Source organism: Microbacterium sp. ZXX196 (genome assembly GCF_009709595.1).
GTDB classification, from domain to species: Bacteria; Actinomycetota; Actinomycetes; order Actinomycetales; family Microbacteriaceae; genus Microbacterium; species Microbacterium excoecariae.
The window spans coordinates 57,538-71,523 of record NZ_WMEE01000007.1 but is presented as its reverse complement, the minus strand read 5'-3'; the positions used below and the strand labels follow the sequence as shown (position 1 = coordinate 71,523).

14 protein-coding genes are annotated in these 13,986 nt (G+C 70.5%); 9 read left to right on the top strand and 5 right to left on the bottom strand.

Annotated features, from left to right (window positions below; all coding sequences use genetic code 11):
* Positions 1 to 4: 4 nt before the first annotated feature.
* The 5 genes from GJQ66_RS08120 (at position 5) to pknB (ending at position 7,901) form a co-directional block, all read left to right on the top strand.
* Complete coding sequence (locus tag GJQ66_RS08120) at positions 5 to 1,354, top strand: PP2C family serine/threonine-protein phosphatase (RefSeq protein WP_155048832.1); 1,350 nt, start codon at positions 5 to 7, stop codon at positions 1,352 to 1,354.
* Entirely contained in the window at positions 1,351 to 2,736 is a 1,386-nt protein-coding gene (locus GJQ66_RS08115; protein WP_155048831.1) for an FtsW/RodA/SpoVE family cell cycle protein, read from the top strand. Before GJQ66_RS08120 ends, GJQ66_RS08115 begins: the two co-directional genes overlap by 4 nt.
* A complete protein-coding gene (locus GJQ66_RS08110) occupies positions 2,736 to 4,196 on the top strand; it encodes a penicillin-binding transpeptidase domain-containing protein (protein ID WP_155048830.1) in 1,461 nt (486 codons plus the stop codon). Before GJQ66_RS08115 ends, GJQ66_RS08110 begins: the two co-directional genes overlap by 1 nt.
* On the top strand, positions 4,193 to 6,013 hold the full coding sequence (locus tag GJQ66_RS08105; protein ID WP_155048829.1) for a serine/threonine-protein kinase: 1,821 nt from the start codon (positions 4,193 to 4,195) through the stop codon (positions 6,011 to 6,013). The genes GJQ66_RS08110 and GJQ66_RS08105 overlap by 4 nt, the downstream gene beginning before the upstream one ends.
* 79 nt (positions 6,014 to 6,092) lie before the next feature.
* Positions 6,093 to 7,901 carry a Stk1 family PASTA domain-containing Ser/Thr kinase gene (pknB, locus tag GJQ66_RS08100; protein WP_368732806.1) on the top strand — a complete coding sequence of 603 codons (1,809 nt, stop codon included), beginning with the start codon at positions 6,093 to 6,095 and terminating at the stop codon, positions 7,899 to 7,901.
* Between the two features lie 9 nt (positions 7,902 to 7,910).
* On the opposite strand, the gene GJQ66_RS08095 is transcribed toward pknB, so the two are convergent.
* Together GJQ66_RS08095 and sigK are read right to left on the bottom strand one after the other, a co-directional pair.
* Complete coding sequence (locus tag GJQ66_RS08095; RefSeq protein WP_155048828.1) at positions 7,911 to 8,708, bottom strand: anti-sigma factor; 798 nt, start codon at positions 8,706 to 8,708, stop codon at positions 7,911 to 7,913.
* The gene (gene sigK, locus GJQ66_RS08090) at positions 8,705 to 9,292 is read right to left on the bottom strand and encodes an ECF RNA polymerase sigma factor SigK (RefSeq protein WP_230379444.1); all 588 of its coding nucleotides are present in this window, start codon (positions 9,290 to 9,292) and stop codon (positions 8,705 to 8,707) included. Before sigK ends, GJQ66_RS08095 begins: the two co-directional genes overlap by 4 nt.
* A gap of 211 nt (positions 9,293 to 9,503) precedes the next feature.
* Between sigK and GJQ66_RS08085 the strand changes: the two genes are divergently transcribed.
* Positions 9,504 to 10,172 (top strand): fasciclin domain-containing protein, encoded by a 669-nt coding sequence (locus GJQ66_RS08085; RefSeq protein ID WP_155048826.1) that lies wholly within the window; start codon positions 9,504 to 9,506, stop codon positions 10,170 to 10,172.
* Positions 10,173 to 10,271: 99 nt separating this feature from the next.
* Positions 10,272 to 10,508 (top strand): cell division protein CrgA, encoded by a 237-nt coding sequence (locus GJQ66_RS08080; RefSeq protein ID WP_155048825.1) that lies wholly within the window; start codon positions 10,272 to 10,274, stop codon positions 10,506 to 10,508.
* Positions 10,509 to 10,823: 315 nt separating this feature from the next.
* Here the strand turns inward: GJQ66_RS08080 and GJQ66_RS08075 are convergent, their stop codons facing one another.
* Complete coding sequence (locus GJQ66_RS08075) at positions 10,824 to 11,729, bottom strand: rhomboid family intramembrane serine protease (RefSeq protein ID WP_368732805.1); 906 nt, start codon at positions 11,727 to 11,729, stop codon at positions 10,824 to 10,826.
* A gap of 48 nt (positions 11,730 to 11,777) precedes the next feature.
* Positions 11,778 to 12,335 carry a peptidylprolyl isomerase gene (locus GJQ66_RS08070; RefSeq protein ID WP_155048823.1) on the bottom strand — a complete coding sequence of 186 codons (558 nt, stop codon included), beginning with the start codon at positions 12,333 to 12,335 and terminating at the stop codon, positions 11,778 to 11,780.
* A gap of 95 nt (positions 12,336 to 12,430) precedes the next feature.
* On the opposite strand from GJQ66_RS08070, the gene GJQ66_RS08065 reads away from it, so the two are divergent.
* Together GJQ66_RS08065 and GJQ66_RS08060 are read left to right on the top strand one after the other, a co-directional pair.
* Entirely contained in the window at positions 12,431 to 12,943 is a 513-nt protein-coding gene (locus GJQ66_RS08065; protein ID WP_368732804.1) for a DNA helicase, read from the top strand.
* A gap of 67 nt (positions 12,944 to 13,010) precedes the next feature.
* Complete coding sequence (locus GJQ66_RS08060) at positions 13,011 to 13,499, top strand: aminoacyl-tRNA deacylase (protein ID WP_155048821.1); 489 nt, start codon at positions 13,011 to 13,013, stop codon at positions 13,497 to 13,499.
* Positions 13,500 to 13,505: 6 nt separating this feature from the next.
* Here GJQ66_RS08060 and aroQ read toward each other — a convergent pair whose 3' ends face one another.
* Entirely contained in the window at positions 13,506 to 13,943 is a 438-nt protein-coding gene (gene aroQ, locus GJQ66_RS08055) for a type II 3-dehydroquinate dehydratase (protein WP_155048820.1), read from the bottom strand.
* Between the last annotated feature and the right edge of the window lie 43 nt (positions 13,944 to 13,986).

The following is a 13,986-nucleotide window of genomic DNA, read 5'->3' as shown; positions in this document are numbered from 1 at the left end:
ACCGATGGTCTTCGAGGGATCCAGCGCCGCCATCTCCCACACGGGGCGCGTGCGGTCGAACAACCAGGACTCGGGCTATTCGGGCTCGAACCTCTTCGTCGTCGCGGACGGCATGGGCGGCCACGCCGGCGGCGACGTCGCCTCGGCGGTCGCCATCAGCCGCCTGCAGGCGCTCGACGCGCACTTCGACACCCCGGCCCGCGCCGAGGAGGCGCTCCGCGACACGATCGTCTCCACCGCGAGCGACCTCATCGACGTCGCCGCGCGCCGGCCCGAGCTCGCGGGGCTCGGGACGACCGTGAGCGGGATCATCATGGTCGACGAGTACGCCGTGATCGGCCACATCGGCGACTCGCGGATCTACCTGTTCCGCGACGGCGAGTGCACGCAGATCACGACCGATCACACCTTCGTGCAGCGCCTCGTCGAGACCGGCCGCATCACGCCGGAGGAGGCGCGCTTCCACCCCCGCCGGTCCGTGCTCATGCGCGTCCTCGGCGACATGGACGCCCACCCGGACGTCGACACGTTCATCATGCCGACCCGGCCCGGCGACCGCTGGGTTCTGTGCTCCGACGGCCTCTCGGGCGTCGTCGACGAGGCGCACCTGTCGAAGACCCTCCGGCAGGAGATGCCCCCCGCGCGCACCGCGGACAGCCTCCTGAAGCAGGCGCTCGACGGCGGCGCCCCCGACAACGTCACGATCGTCATCGTCGACGTCGGCGGCCAGCACCCCCTCTACACGGGCACGCCGACGATCGTCGGATCCGCCTCGAACCCGAACGGCGTGGTCGTCCCCGCGTCCCGGTCGCTGCTGCCCACGGGCTGGCTGCACCCGACCCGCGCGGCCGCGAACGAACCGAGCCACTTCGAGCCCGACACGGAATACCTCGAGGAGCTCATCGCCGAGGACCGGCGCCGCACGCGCCGGCGCCGCGTCGTCGGGATCGCCTCGTTCGTGCTCCTCATCGCGGCCCTCACGGCGGGCGCCGTGGCGTTCTACAGCTGGACCCAGACGCGCTACTTCGTCGGCGCCGACGAGGACAGCATCGTCATCTACCAGGGCATCCAGCAGTCCGTCGGCCCGATCGCGCTCGCGACGCCCCACGAGGACACGGGGATCCTGCTCGAGGACCTGCCGGCCGCGTGGCGCGACCGGATCGTCGAGACCATCAGCGCGAGCTCTCTCGCCGAGGCGCAGCAGATCGTCGAGAACCTCAGCGTGCGGCTCGACGCGGGCACGGCCGACGAGGATGCCGATCCCGCCGACCTCGAGCCCACGCCGAGCGCGACCCCCACGCCGACCCGCTCGGCCACGCCGTCGCCGACCCCCTCGGAAGGAGGCGACGAATGACCGACGTCACCCCCGACGAGAAGGCGAAGAAGGACCGCGGCGTCACGCGGGACCTCCGGCGGATCCGCGCCGCGCAGCGGTTGCGCAACCGCGAGCTTCTCCTCCTGATCGGCGCGATCGTGCTCACCGGCGCCGCGTTCGTCCTCGTGCAGTTCGGCGCGCTCGGCGAGATCCAGACGGGGATCCTCGTCATCGTCGGCGTCCTGTCGGCGCTCGCGCTCGCCCTGCACGTCGTGCTCCGGATCCGCGCCGCGCAGGCGGATCCGTTCCTCCTACCCATCGCGCTGCTCCTCACGGGGCTCGGATCGGCGATGATCTACCGGATCGACCTCTCGCTCGACACGGAGGCGGGCCAGCACCAGCTCGAGTACGCGATGCTGTCGGTCGCGCTCGCGGCGCTGACGGTCTGGTTCCTCGCGAACCACCGCGTCCTGTTCCGCTACACGTACGTGTTCGGCCTCACGGGCCTCGTGCTCCTCGTCCTGCCGTTCGTGCCCTTCCTCAACGGCGGCGGCAACGCGACCGTGTGGATCCACGTCGCGGGCTTCTATTTCCAGCCGGGCGAGATCGCGAAGATCTGCCTCGCGATCTTCTTCGCCGGCTACCTCGTGCGCACGCGCGACAGCCTGACCTCGACGGGGCGGCGGATCCTCGGGTTCACCTTCCCGCGCGCCCGCGAGTTCGGACCGCTGCTCGTGATCTGGCTGGTCTCGATGGTCATCATCGTGGCGCAGCGCGACCTCGGCACGGGAATGCTCATCTTCGGCATGTTCGTCGCGATGCTCTACGTCGCGACGGGCAAGACCGGCTGGGTGCTCATCGGCGTAGGCCTCGCGGCGGCGGGCGCGGTCGCGGCGACCTTCGTGATGCCGTACGTCCACAATCGGTTCAACGCGTGGATCCACGCCTTCGACAACGAGCTGTACAACGACCCCGCGGGCGGCAGCTACCAGCTCGTCAACGGCATCTTCGGCCTCGCGCACGGCGGGCTGTTCGGCACGGGTCTCGGCCAGGGCCGCCCCGCCCTGACGCCCGTGGCCAACAGCGACTACATCATTCCCAGCCTCGGCGAGGAGCTCGGACTCGTGGGGCTGTTCGCGATCTTCGCGCTCTATCTCGTGTTCGTCAGCCGCGGCGCGCGGGTCGGCGTGGCGGGCCAGGACGACTTCGGCAAGCTCCTCGCGGTCGGGCTGTCCTTCACGCTCGCGCTCCAGGTGTTCATCATGGTCGGCGGCGTCACCCGCGTGATCCCGCTGACGGGCCTGACGACGCCCTTCCTCGCGGCGGGCGGATCCTCGCTCCTCGCGAACTGGCTCATCGTCGCCATCCTCCTTCGGGTCAGCGACGCCGTACGACGTCAACCGAGGGCGGTGATCGGCTGATGACGAAGGAGATCCGTCGCCTGAGCATCATCGTGGTGTTCATGTTCGTGGCGCTGTTCGCGTCGACGAGCATCATCCAGGTCGTGCACGCGGATTCGCTCGCGAGCGACCCGAACAACCGCCGCACCCTCTACGACTCGTACGAGGTGCGCCGCGGTCCGATCATCGCGGGCGGCACGCAGATCGCGCGGTCCCAGTCGACCGACGACCTTTATGCCTTCCAGCGCATGTACGAGGATCCGGAGATGTGGTCCTCCGTGACGGGGTTCTTCAACCCCGCCCTCGGATCGGCGTCCGGCATCGAGCAGGCCATGAACCAGGAGCTGTCGGGCTTCGCGAACTCCGCGTTCCTCGCGCGGCTCGAGCGGATCATCAGCGGCCAGGCCCCCCGGGGCTCGTCGGTCGAACTAAGCCTCGACCCAGAGGTGCAGCGCGCGGCGTACGAGGCCATGGTCGGCGCGGGGTACTCGGGCGCCGTCGTGGCGATCGAGCCCGACTCGGGGCGCGTGCTCGGGCTCGTCTCGACGCCGGGCTTCGACACGAACGCCCTCTCGGTGCACGACGGGTCCGCGGCGACGGAGACGTACGACGCGCTCGCGGCCGACGAGAGCGATCCGCTCGTGAACCGCGCGACGAGCCAGTGGTATCCACCCGGATCCACCTTCAAGCTCGTCGTCGCGTCCGCCGCACTCGCCTCCGGCGACTACACCCCGGACAGCACCTTCGACAACCTCGCCGCCTACGAGCTGCCCGGGACGTCGACGAACGTCTACAACGCCTCGCGCGGCACGTGCGGCGGCGGGGACGAGGTGACCCTCGCGACGGCCATCTCCCTGAGCTGCAACGTGCCCATGGCCGAGCTCGCCGTGGAGCTCGGGGACGAAGCCATCCGCGAGCAGGCCGAGAAGTTCGGATACAACGCCGACTTCTCGATCCCCCTCGCCGTGACCGCGTCGAACTACCCGGCGGACCTCAGCGACGATCAGACCGGCCTGACCGGATTCGGCCAGGGCCAGGTCGTCGCGACCCCGCTCGAGGTCGCGCTAACGACGGCCGGCATCGCCAACGACGGCGTCGTGATGCAGCCCACCATGGTGGACCAGATCCTCGGGGACGACCTGTCGGTGCAGGAGAGCACGACGGCCTCGGAGTGGGGTCGCGCGCTGGAGGCCGACGAGGCGAATGCCGTGACCGACATGATGGTCTCGAGCGTCGCGGAAGGCGCCGCCACGGGTGCAAGAATAGAAGGCGTCGACGTGGCCGGGAAGACGGGTACCGCGGAGAACGCCGACGGTGATCCGTACACCCTCTGGTTCACCGGGTTCGCCCCCGCGGACGATCCGCAGGTGGCCGTGGCCGTCGTGGTGGAAGACGGCGGCGGAGTAGGACAGACAGGTTCGGGAAACACGATCGCGGCTCCCATCGCGAAGAAGGTCATGGAGGCGGTGCTCGCACAATGAGGCCAACGCAAGGTGTGACGTTCGGTGGGCGATACGAGCTGATCTCCCGCATCGCCATCGGCGGTATGGGCGAGGTCTGGGAGGCGACCGATCACGTCATCGGGCGCACGGTCGCGATCAAGATCCTCAAGGACGAGTACATGGGGGATCCGGGCTTCCTGGAGCGCTTCCGCGCCGAGGCCCGCCACGCCGCGCTCGTCAACCACGAGGGCATCGCCAGTGTCTTCGACTACGGCGAGGAGAACGGATCCGCGTACCTCGTCATGGAGCTCGTGCCGGGCGAGGCGCTCTCGACGCTGCTCGAGCGCGAGAGCTCGCTGCCCTCGGACCAGGTCCTCGACTACGTGTCGCAGACCGCGTCGGCCCTGCAGGCCGCGCACGCGGCGGGGCTCGTGCACCGCGACATCAAGCCGGGAAACCTCCTCATCACGCCAGACGGGCGCGTGAAGATCACCGACTTCGGCATCGCGCGCATCGCCGACCAGGTGCCGCTCACGGCGACCGGCCAGGTGATGGGAACCGTGCAGTACCTCTCGCCCGAGCAGGCCTCCGGTCACCCCGCGAGCCCCGCGACTGACATCTACTCGCTCGGCATCGTCGCGTACGAGTCGCTGGCCGGGAAGCGCCCGTTCACGGGCGAGTCGCAGGTCGCGATCGCGATGGCGCAGATCAACGACACGGCGCCGCCCCTGCCCGAGAGCGTGCCGGTCCCCGTGCGTCGCCTCGTCATGGCGATGATCGCGAAGAAGCCCGACGAGCGCCCGGCCTCGGCCGCCGCCGTCTCCCGCGCCTGCAACGCCCTGCGGCGCGGCGACCTGGAGGCCGCCGTCGCGGCAGCGCCCATGATCGCGGCCGCGGGAACCCTCGGCGACGACGACGCGATGACCCAGCTCCTCGGTGCCACGGGCGCGGCGACGACCATGATGCCGACGACGGCGGCGCTGCCGATGACCACCGAGGATGGCCCGGACGAGGAGAAGAAAAAGAAGCGCAGCCCATGGACGTGGCCGCTCATCGCGCTCATCGTCCTCCTCGCGCTCGTCCTGATCGGCACCGTGTGGGGCATGGCGACGGGATTCTTTGGCGACGACCCCGAGCCGACCGCGAGCCCGTCGGTGTCGGAGACCCCGACGCAGACGCCCACCCCGACGCCGACGCCGACGGTCGATCGGGTCGACGTCACGGCGTTAGGCCTTGAGGGCATGACGTGCGACGAGGCGAACCAGCGGGTCTCTGAAGAGAACGCGCAAATCACCCTGAACTGCGTGTCGGGCGACTCTGCGGCCAGCTCCGACCAGGTGGGTGTGATCTACAACGTCGACCCGGGCGGGTTCGTCGACCCCGGCACCGCGGTCACCGTCACCTCCTACGGCAACCTCGTCGACATTCCGGCGCCGAGCACGGCGCCCGCCTTCAGCGAGAGCGAGCTCGTACGCGGCGAGGAGGCCCAGCTCAACTGGGCCGCGTACACCTGCCCGAGCGGGACGGGGTCCGTCTCGGCCTACAACGTCACCCTCTCCGGCGCGGCCTTCTCCGACGGCTCGACGTCGCAGTCGTTCGATCCGTCCACGACGTCGGCGACCGTGACGATCAGCGAGACCGATCAGTTCGTCTCGGCCGCCTACAGCGCCATGTGCTCGGGCACGGAGCAGCGCGAGTCGGGTCAGACGGGCATGGACGCCGTGCAGACCGTCGCCCCGCCCGCCGAGGAGACGCCGACGCCGACGCCCACGCCGACGCAGTCCTCGACCGACACCGAGTCGGACGACCCGGACGCATCGGACGAGCAGGCCCCCGCCGACGACGACCTCCTGTAGGGCTCGCTGAGAGGGAGCCGTCGCGCCCTCGGCTACCCTGGGCGAGACGGCGCAGGACACGACTCGGGGAGGCCAACTCGTGGCAGACGAGCCGACGCAGGCGATGACGCCCCCCGTGCAGCAGAACCGCGTGCTGTCCGGGCGCTATCGCATCGACTCGCTCATCGGTCGCGGCGGCATGGCGAGCGTGTACCGGGGCTACGACCTCACCCTCGGGCGCACCGTCGCCGTCAAGGTACTCCGCGAGGACCTCGCGGGGGACGCCACCTTCCGGTTGCGTTTCCGACAGGAGGCGCAGGCCGCGAGCCGCATGGCACACCCGCTCATCGTGCGCGTGTACGACGCCGGCGAGGACCTCGACGACGACGGTCGCGGCGGGACCCGCCACACGCCGTTCATCGTGATGGAGTTCGTGCGCGGCACGCTCCTGAAGGACGTCGCCGCGGCCGGGCCCCTCGGCGCCGAGGACGCCGCGCGGTACGTCGACGGGATCCTCGAGGCGCTCGAGTACTCGCACCGCGCGGGCGTCGTGCACCGCGACATCAAGCCTGCCAACGTCATGGTCACGCCCGACGGCCAGATCAAGGTCATGGACTTCGGCATCGCGCGCGCGGTGAGCGATACGTCGGCCACGGTCGCCGAGACGACGACCATCCTCGGCACCGCCGCGTACTTCTCGCCCGAGCAGGCCAAGGGCGAGGCGGTCGACGCGCGCGCCGACCTGTACTCCACGGGCGTCGTGCTCTACGAGCTCCTCGTCGGGCACCCGCCGTTCCGCGGCGACTCCCCCGTGTCCGTCGCGTACCAGCACGTGCGCGAGGCGCCCGTGCCGCCGTCTCAGGCGCGCCCCGGCGCTCCCGCGCAGCTCGATAGCATCGTGCTGCGCGCGCTCGCGAAGGATCCGGCGCAGCGTTTCGACGACGCAGGGGCCTTCCGCGAGGCGCTCGACGCGGCCGTGGACGGCGATGCGATGTCGACGCGTCAGCTCGCGGCGCTGACGCACGAGCTCTACGGCGACCAGCACCAGGCGCAGGCCGAGGCGCAGCACACCCTCACGCAGCTGTCGCGCGAGACGGGCGCGGCGCGGACGCAGTCCGGCCCTCCCGTCGCGTGGGTCTGGGCCGGCGTCGCGCTCGTCGCGGCGCTCGTCGTGGCGGTGGTGTTCTGGCTCGTGCGGATGGATCCGCTCGACCTGCGCGCGGCCGACACGGTCGACGTCGCCAACGTCGCCGACATGACCGAGGAGCGCGCGATCTCGGAGCTCGAGTCGGCGGGTCTGACGGTCACGACCGATACGGAGCCGAGCGACACGATCGACGAGGGCGTCGTGATCGGATCCGATCCCGCCGCGGGAACCTCCGTGACGATCGGATCCTCCGTCGAGATCATCGTCTCGGAGGGCCGGCTCGTCGTCGCCGTCCCGCAGCTCGTGGGCGCGAGCGAGGAGGACGCGCGCGCCGCCATCACGGACGCGGGCCTCCAGGTGGGGCGCGTCGTGCCGCGCAACGACCCCGACGCCGAGGATGGCGCCGTGCTCGCCGCGCGGTCCGGCGGCGACCGCGTCGAGGAGGGCGACGAGCTCCTCGAGGGCGCGACGGTCGACCTCACGGTCGCGACCGGGCGCGTCACCGTCACCGACCTCCAGGGCTTCACGATCGACGCCGCAACCGCGGAGCTCGAGTCGCTCGGCCTGACCGCCGACGTCATCGACGACGCGAGCTGCGAGGCCGCGGACACGCCCACCGTCCACGCCCAGGACCCCGCCCCCGGGGACGTCGGCGTGCACTCGTCGGTGACGCTCACCCAGTGCACCGGGGAGCCCGCCGACGAGGCTCCCGGCAACAGCGGGAACGCGAGCGGCAACGGGAACGGGAACGGGAAGGACTAGGCGCGGAGCCTACGAGGCGGTCTCGACCGCGACGATCGGGTCACTCGTCGGAAGGCCCGAGTCGGATCCGCCGTGCTGCTCGACCGTGATCGCCACGAGGTCGCCCTCGTGCATCGTGCCCTCGAGGACCGCCTGGGCCTCGCTCGTGCCGTCGAACACGCCCGCCGGGATGGGGGCCCCGTCGCGCACGAACCACGCCTCGAACTGCTGGTCCTCCGCGATATCGGGCAGGCCCTCCGCCGTGAGAACGGCCGTGCCGGTCTCGGCCGACCAGTCGAGCACGACCGCGCCCCCGTTCGCCATCTCGGCATCGGCGCGGGAGTGATCGCCGGACTCGACGATCTGCTCCAGCGCGACCTCGGCCGGCGTGCGGTCGAGCGTCTGCGTGAGCGTGAGGATCCCCGCCCCGATGCCGACCACGAGCACGACGGCGGCCGCGAGCGCAAAGAGCCTGCGGTGTCGGCGCGGCGCGGCGGCGGCGTGGGCGGCCGGCGCGGGGCGCTCGGCGGCTTCGGCCGGAGCCGACGCGTCCGCCTCGGCTGGGACGGCAGGAGCCGCGTCGACCCGCGGATCCGCCGACGCCTCCTGCGGGCCGAGGTTCGCCATCAGGGCGTCTCGGATGCCGGGCGGGGGCGCGACCTCCGGGACCGATTCGGCGAACGCCGCCGAGGTCTCGACCATCTCGTCGAGGATCCGCTGGCGCTGCGGGTCGCCCGCGGCCGCGCCGAGGAGCGCGCGCTCCTCCTCGGCCGAGAGCGCGCCGACGGCGTACCCGGCCGCAAGCTCCCAGAACTCGTCCTCATTCATGCGGGTGACACCCCCATTTCGTCTCTCAGGCGCATCATTCCGTCGCGCATTCGTGTCTTGATCGTTCCGAGCGGAGTCTTCAGCATCTCCGAGATTTCGCGCTGGCTGTACCCGCCGAAGTAGGCGAGCGACAGGGCCTCGCGCTGCGGATCCGGCAACTCCCACAGGGCGTCGCGAGCCCGACGCCCGTCGATCCGGAGCTCCGCGCTCTCGGCGACGCCGTCGTAGGGGACCGCCGTGTCGCGGCGGCCGATCTTCTCGTCCCGGTCGATGCTCGCCTGCGCCGAGCGGACCCGGTCCACGGCCCGGCGGTGCGCGATCATGAAAATCCAGGATCGGCCCTGGCCGCGGTCGGGCGCGAACCGTCCCGCGCGCTCCCAGACCTCGAGGAAGACGTCCTGCAGGACCTCCTCCGCCTGGGCCCGGTCGACGAGGACCCGCAGGATCACGCCGAACACGCGCGGAGACATGAGGTCATAGACGCGGGCGAACGCCTCGCGGTCGCCCCGTGCCACCTCGACGAGGAGGTCGCCGACGGCATCGCCGTCGGCAGGGGGCGACGCGGTGTCGTGCTCGTGCGTCATGAGGACCAGCATGCCCCATCACCCCTCCCTTCCCGTACTGCCCCGCCCGAGGCTCACGGGGTATTCGTCGCGCCGGCGGATCCGGATGGGCGCGATATTCGTCGAACTTTTTCCCATCCGGTTTCGAACCGGCCCCGAATGACCGTTGAGGCCGCCACACGGCGGCGCCTCGCCCCCAGGGCGTGCAGAGCAGGACATCGAGGAGGATCACATGTTTCGCAACAGCGTGCGTATCGGCGGCGGACTGACGATGACGGCGGTGGCGGCACTTGCGCTCACCGGGTGCATGTCGGACGGCGACACGGCAGACAACACGGCGGACGACCAGATGGAGTCCACCGCCCCCATGGAGGAGCAGGAGCCCAGCGAGGAGGCCATGGACCCGGCCGCGAACCTCGTCGGCCCGGGCTGCGCAGACTACGCGGAGGCCGTGCCGGACGGCGACGGCTCGATCGAGGGCATGGCGATGGACCCGGTCGCGACGGCCGCGTCCAACAACCCGCTGCTCACGACGCTCGTCTCGGCGGTCTCGGGCGAACTGAACCCCGACGTCAACCTCGTCGACACGCTCAACAGCGACGAGTTCACGGTCTTCGCCCCGGTGGACGACGCGTTTGCGGCCGTCGACCAGGAGACGCTGGACACGCTCTCGACCGACGCGGACCTCCTGACGTCGGTGCTGACGTACCACGTCGTGCCCGGCCAGATCGCGCCGGACGACATCGAGGGCACCCACGCAACCGTGCAGGGCGCCGACGTCGAGGTGACCGGATCCGGCGACGACTGGATGGTCAACGACGCCACCATCGTCTGCGGCGGCGTCCAGACCGAGAACGCGACGGTCTACCTGATCGACTCGGTCCTCATGCCCCCCATGTAAGACCGCGTCACCCGAATGCCCGTCCGCGCCTCCGGCGCCGGCGGGCATTCTCGTGCGCGCGTCCCGGCGAGGACTGCCGCCTCCCGTAGAATGGCCCGCATGGCGCGAAAGAAAAACGAGGACGACGAGATCACCCACGTCCCGGGTGAGCCGCTCCCCAACCCCGCGTGGTTCAAGCCGGTCATGGTGGCCTTCTTCCTGCTCGGGCTCGCGTGGATCCTCGTGTTCTACCTCTCGAGCTCGCAGTTCCCGATCCCCGACATCGGCGCCTGGAACCTCGCGATCGGCGGCGGCCTCGCGTTCGTCGGCCTCATCATGGCCACGCGCTGGCGCTGACTCCCCTGTTCTCCCGGGCGCCTGCCCCACCCCACGGTGGCGGCAGGCGCCCGTTTTCGTGCCGCCGCGCCCGCGAATGACAACCGTGTGATTCCTCCACAGGGCCATCCCCACCTGTGAATAACACGCGTGTCATTCTCCCCAACTGGGGACAGACCTGTGGATAACTCCGGGGATAACCCCGCGATATCCGTGGAAAACGGGTGGATAAGCGCGGAACAACTCCCCGACTCCTGGGGACAGCGAGCCCCGAGCCGGGGATAACCCCGCGGATCCGGTGGACAGACCTGGGGACAACTCGCGCCCGCGCGGGCGTCAGGTGAGCGTGACGAAGCCCGTCAGCGGCGGGATCAGGAGCGCCGCGGCGAGCACGAGGCCGAGGCCGATCAGGAGTCCGATCTGCAGCCCGCGCTGCGTGCGCCGGCGGGTGCGCGTGAGGATGAGGCCGACGAGCGCGCCGACCGCGAGGCCGCCGACGTGCGCCTGCCAGGAGATGTTCATGCCCGGGAGGAACCCGATGACGAGGTTGATGCCGAGCACGACGAGCATGCCCGTCATGTTGGCGCCGGCGCGACGCCCGATGACGACGAGCGCCCCGAACAGGCCGAACACCGCCCCGGACGCTCCTACGACGGGCGTGCCGAACGACAGTAGCGCGACGACGACGGACCCGCCCGCCGCGCTCAGCAGGTAGGTCGCCAGGAAGCGGGCGGACCCGAGCAGCGGCTCGAGCACGCGACCCACCATCCACAGCGCGAGCATGTTGAGCGCGAGGTGCCAGAAGCTCGAGTGGACGAAGGCGGCGGTGAGGATCCGCCACGGCTGGAAGGTGCCCGACGCCTCGGGGTAGATCAGCGGCGCCCAGAACAAGAGCCAGCTCTCGACGCGGAAGCCCGGGACCACGGATCCGAGCATCTGCAGGAGATAGACCACGGCGGTGACGACGAAGAGTGCCGTCATGACCTTGGTGTCGCCGGAGCCGAAGGAGGACAGCACGGATCCGCCGCCGCGCCCCCAGCGCCGCGCCGCGCGCTTCTGGGCCGGCGTGCGGTTCTTTTTCTGCTCCTTCAGGCACTGCGGGCAGATCACGCCCACGGACGCCTGCGTCTGGCACTCGGGGCAGACGGTGCGCAGACACCGCTGGCACAGCACGAAGCTCTGCCTGTCCGGGTGCCGGTAGCAGTAGTTGTCGGGGTTGCGGGAGGGCGTCGTCGACGTCACTGCGGGCGGGATCCGATCAGGCAGAGCTTCGCGGAGGAGGGGTGGGGGTCAGACCGTGGCGATGTCGATCGAGGAGATCACGACGTCCTCAGTCGGGCGGTCCATGGCGCCGGTCGGAACCGCGGCGATCGCGTCGACGACCTTCTTCGAGGCGTCGTCGGCGACGGCGCCGAAGATCGTGTGCTTGCCCTGCAGCCACGGCGTCGGGTCGGTCGTGATGAAGAACTGCGAGCCGTTCGTGCCGCTCATCTTGCCCGTGATGGCGTTGGGGCGCTTACCCGCGTTCGCCATCGCGAGGACGTAGGGCTCGTTGAAGTTCAGCTCGGGGTGGATCTCGTCGTCGAAGTTGTAGCCGGGTCCGCCGATGCCCTGGCCGAGCGGGTCGCCGCCCTGGATCATGAAGCCGGGGATGATGCGGTGGAAGATGACGTCCTGGTAGAGGGGGCCGTCGCCCTTCTCGTTCGTGCGCGGGTCCTGCCACTCCTTCTCGCCCGTCGAGAGGCCGACGAAGTTGTCGACCGTGACCGGGGCGTGGTCGCCGAAGAGGTTGATGACGATGTCGCCGTGGTTCGTGTGAACGGTCGCGACGGCGGTGTGCTGAGTCATGCGCCCATTCTTCCAGAGAAACGCGATGACCTCGCCGCAGAAGCGATCACCGTGGCAGGATGGACGAAAGTTCGTCACTACGCGGGAGGGCACACGTGAGCGTCAGCCTCAGCAAGAAGCGCAAGAAGGAGCTCCGCAAGCTGCAGGGCACCGCCAACAAGGTGCTGGAGGCGCAGCGACAGGTCGCCGCCGAGGCCGCGGATATGGCCCGCGAGGCCGGACGCCAGCTGGGCGCCCTCAATCACGAGGTGCTGCAGCCCGAGGCGCGGAAGAAGTACCACGACTACGTCGAGCCGTACGTCGACAAGGCGCGGCCCTACGTCGAGAAGGGCTACGCGAAGAGCAACAAGTTCGTCGCCGCCACCGTCATCCCCGCCGCTGGCGGCGTGATCGGGCGCGCGCTCGGCGCGTACGACGCGGCGGCCGAGAAGCTCGGCCGGAAGACCGTCGTCGTCCCGCCGAAGAAGAGCACGAGCGCCGGTGCGGTCATCGCGGCCATCCTCGGCGTCGCGGCCGCCGTCGGCATCTTCGTCGTCGCGTGGAAGACGCTCGCGGCTGACGACGAGCTGTGGGTCGCCGACGAGCCCGTCGCGGCTCCCGACGCCTAAGTCGCCCCCGTCACGTGCGGGATCCGCTCTTGCGGGTCCCGCACGTTTCTCATCTCCGAGAGGACCCATGAGCGCCGAAGACCCCACCCGCCGCGTGCGCGAGGCGGCCGCGGAGCGCGGCCTCGAGATCGACGTGCGCCCCTCCCCGCGCGCCGCTTCGCTCGAGGAGGCCGCCCGGTTGCGCGGGATTACCCCAACCGACATCGTCAAGTCCCTCGTCGTCAAGGGCAAGGGCGACCAGTTCTTCTTCGCCCTCGTCCCGGGCGACCGGTCGATCTCCTGGCCCAAGCTCCGCGCCGTCGTCGGCGTGAACAAGCTGCGGCTCCCCGAGGCGGCGCTCGCCCTCGCGGCGACCGGCTACGAGCGCGGCACGATCGTCCCGGTCGGGTCGACCACGGCGTGGCCGGTATATGCCGATGAGCGCATGAGCGGGCGCCGGGTGTCGATGGGCGCCGGCGCGCACGGGTTCGCGATGTCCGTCGAGGCCGACGCGCTCATCGCGTCCTACGGCGCGACGGTCGCAGACATCACGGAGCCGATCGACGACATCCGCTGACGGCTCCTACCCCACGATGCGCGCGAGCCGGCGCACGGCAAACGCGTATCCGTCGATGCCCGCGCCGACGATGACGCACTCGGCGAGGTCGCTGAGGTAGGAGTGGTGCCGGAACGGCTCACGCGCGTGCACGTTGGTCACGTGCACCTCGGCGAACGGGAGCTCGACGGCCGCGAGCGCGTCGCGGATGGCGACGGAGGTGTGGGTGTAGGCGCCGGCGTTGATCACGATGGCCGCGCAGTCCTCACGGGCCGCGTGGATCGCGTCGACGATCGCGCCCTCGCCGTTCGACTGCACGGCGCGCGTGTCGAATCCGAGGTCCGCCGCCGTGCGCCCGGCGAGCTCCTCGACGTCCGCGAGCGTCGCGGATCCGTACAGTTCCGGCTCGCGCGTACCGAGCAGGTTCAGGTTGGGCCCGTTGAGAACGAGGATCCGCCGCGTCATGCCCCCAGCGTATCGGCGCAAGACCGATAGGGTGAATGGACCA

Excerpts from the sequence above, each read along its gene's own strand:
- GJQ66_RS08120 (WP_155048832.1), top strand. The coding sequence starts at position 5 with ATGGTCTTCGAGGGATCCAGCGCCGCCATCTCCCACACGGGGCGCGTG.
- GJQ66_RS08115 (WP_155048831.1), top strand. The coding sequence starts at position 1,351 with ATGACCGACGTCACCCCCGACGAGAAGGCGAAGAAGGACCGCGGCGTC.
- GJQ66_RS08110 (WP_155048830.1), top strand. The coding sequence starts at position 2,736 with ATGACGAAGGAGATCCGTCGCCTGAGCATCATCGTGGTGTTCATGTTC.
- GJQ66_RS08105 (WP_155048829.1), top strand. The coding sequence starts at position 4,193 with ATGAGGCCAACGCAAGGTGTGACGTTCGGTGGGCGATACGAGCTGATC.
- GJQ66_RS08095 (WP_155048828.1), bottom strand. The coding sequence starts at position 8,708 with ATGAATGAGGACGAGTTCTGGGAGCTTGCGGCCGGGTACGCCGTCGGC.
- sigK (WP_230379444.1), bottom strand. The coding sequence starts at position 9,292 with ATGACGCACGAGCACGACACCGCGTCGCCCCCTGCCGACGGCGATGCC.
- GJQ66_RS08085 (WP_155048826.1), top strand. The coding sequence starts at position 9,504 with ATGTTTCGCAACAGCGTGCGTATCGGCGGCGGACTGACGATGACGGCG.
- GJQ66_RS08080 (WP_155048825.1), top strand. The coding sequence starts at position 10,272 with ATGGCGCGAAAGAAAAACGAGGACGACGAGATCACCCACGTCCCGGGT.
- GJQ66_RS08070 (WP_155048823.1), bottom strand. The coding sequence starts at position 12,335 with ATGACTCAGCACACCGCCGTCGCGACCGTTCACACGAACCACGGCGAC.
- GJQ66_RS08060 (WP_155048821.1), top strand. The coding sequence starts at position 13,011 with ATGAGCGCCGAAGACCCCACCCGCCGCGTGCGCGAGGCGGCCGCGGAG.
- aroQ (WP_155048820.1), bottom strand. The coding sequence starts at position 13,943 with ATGACGCGGCGGATCCTCGTTCTCAACGGGCCCAACCTGAACCTGCTC.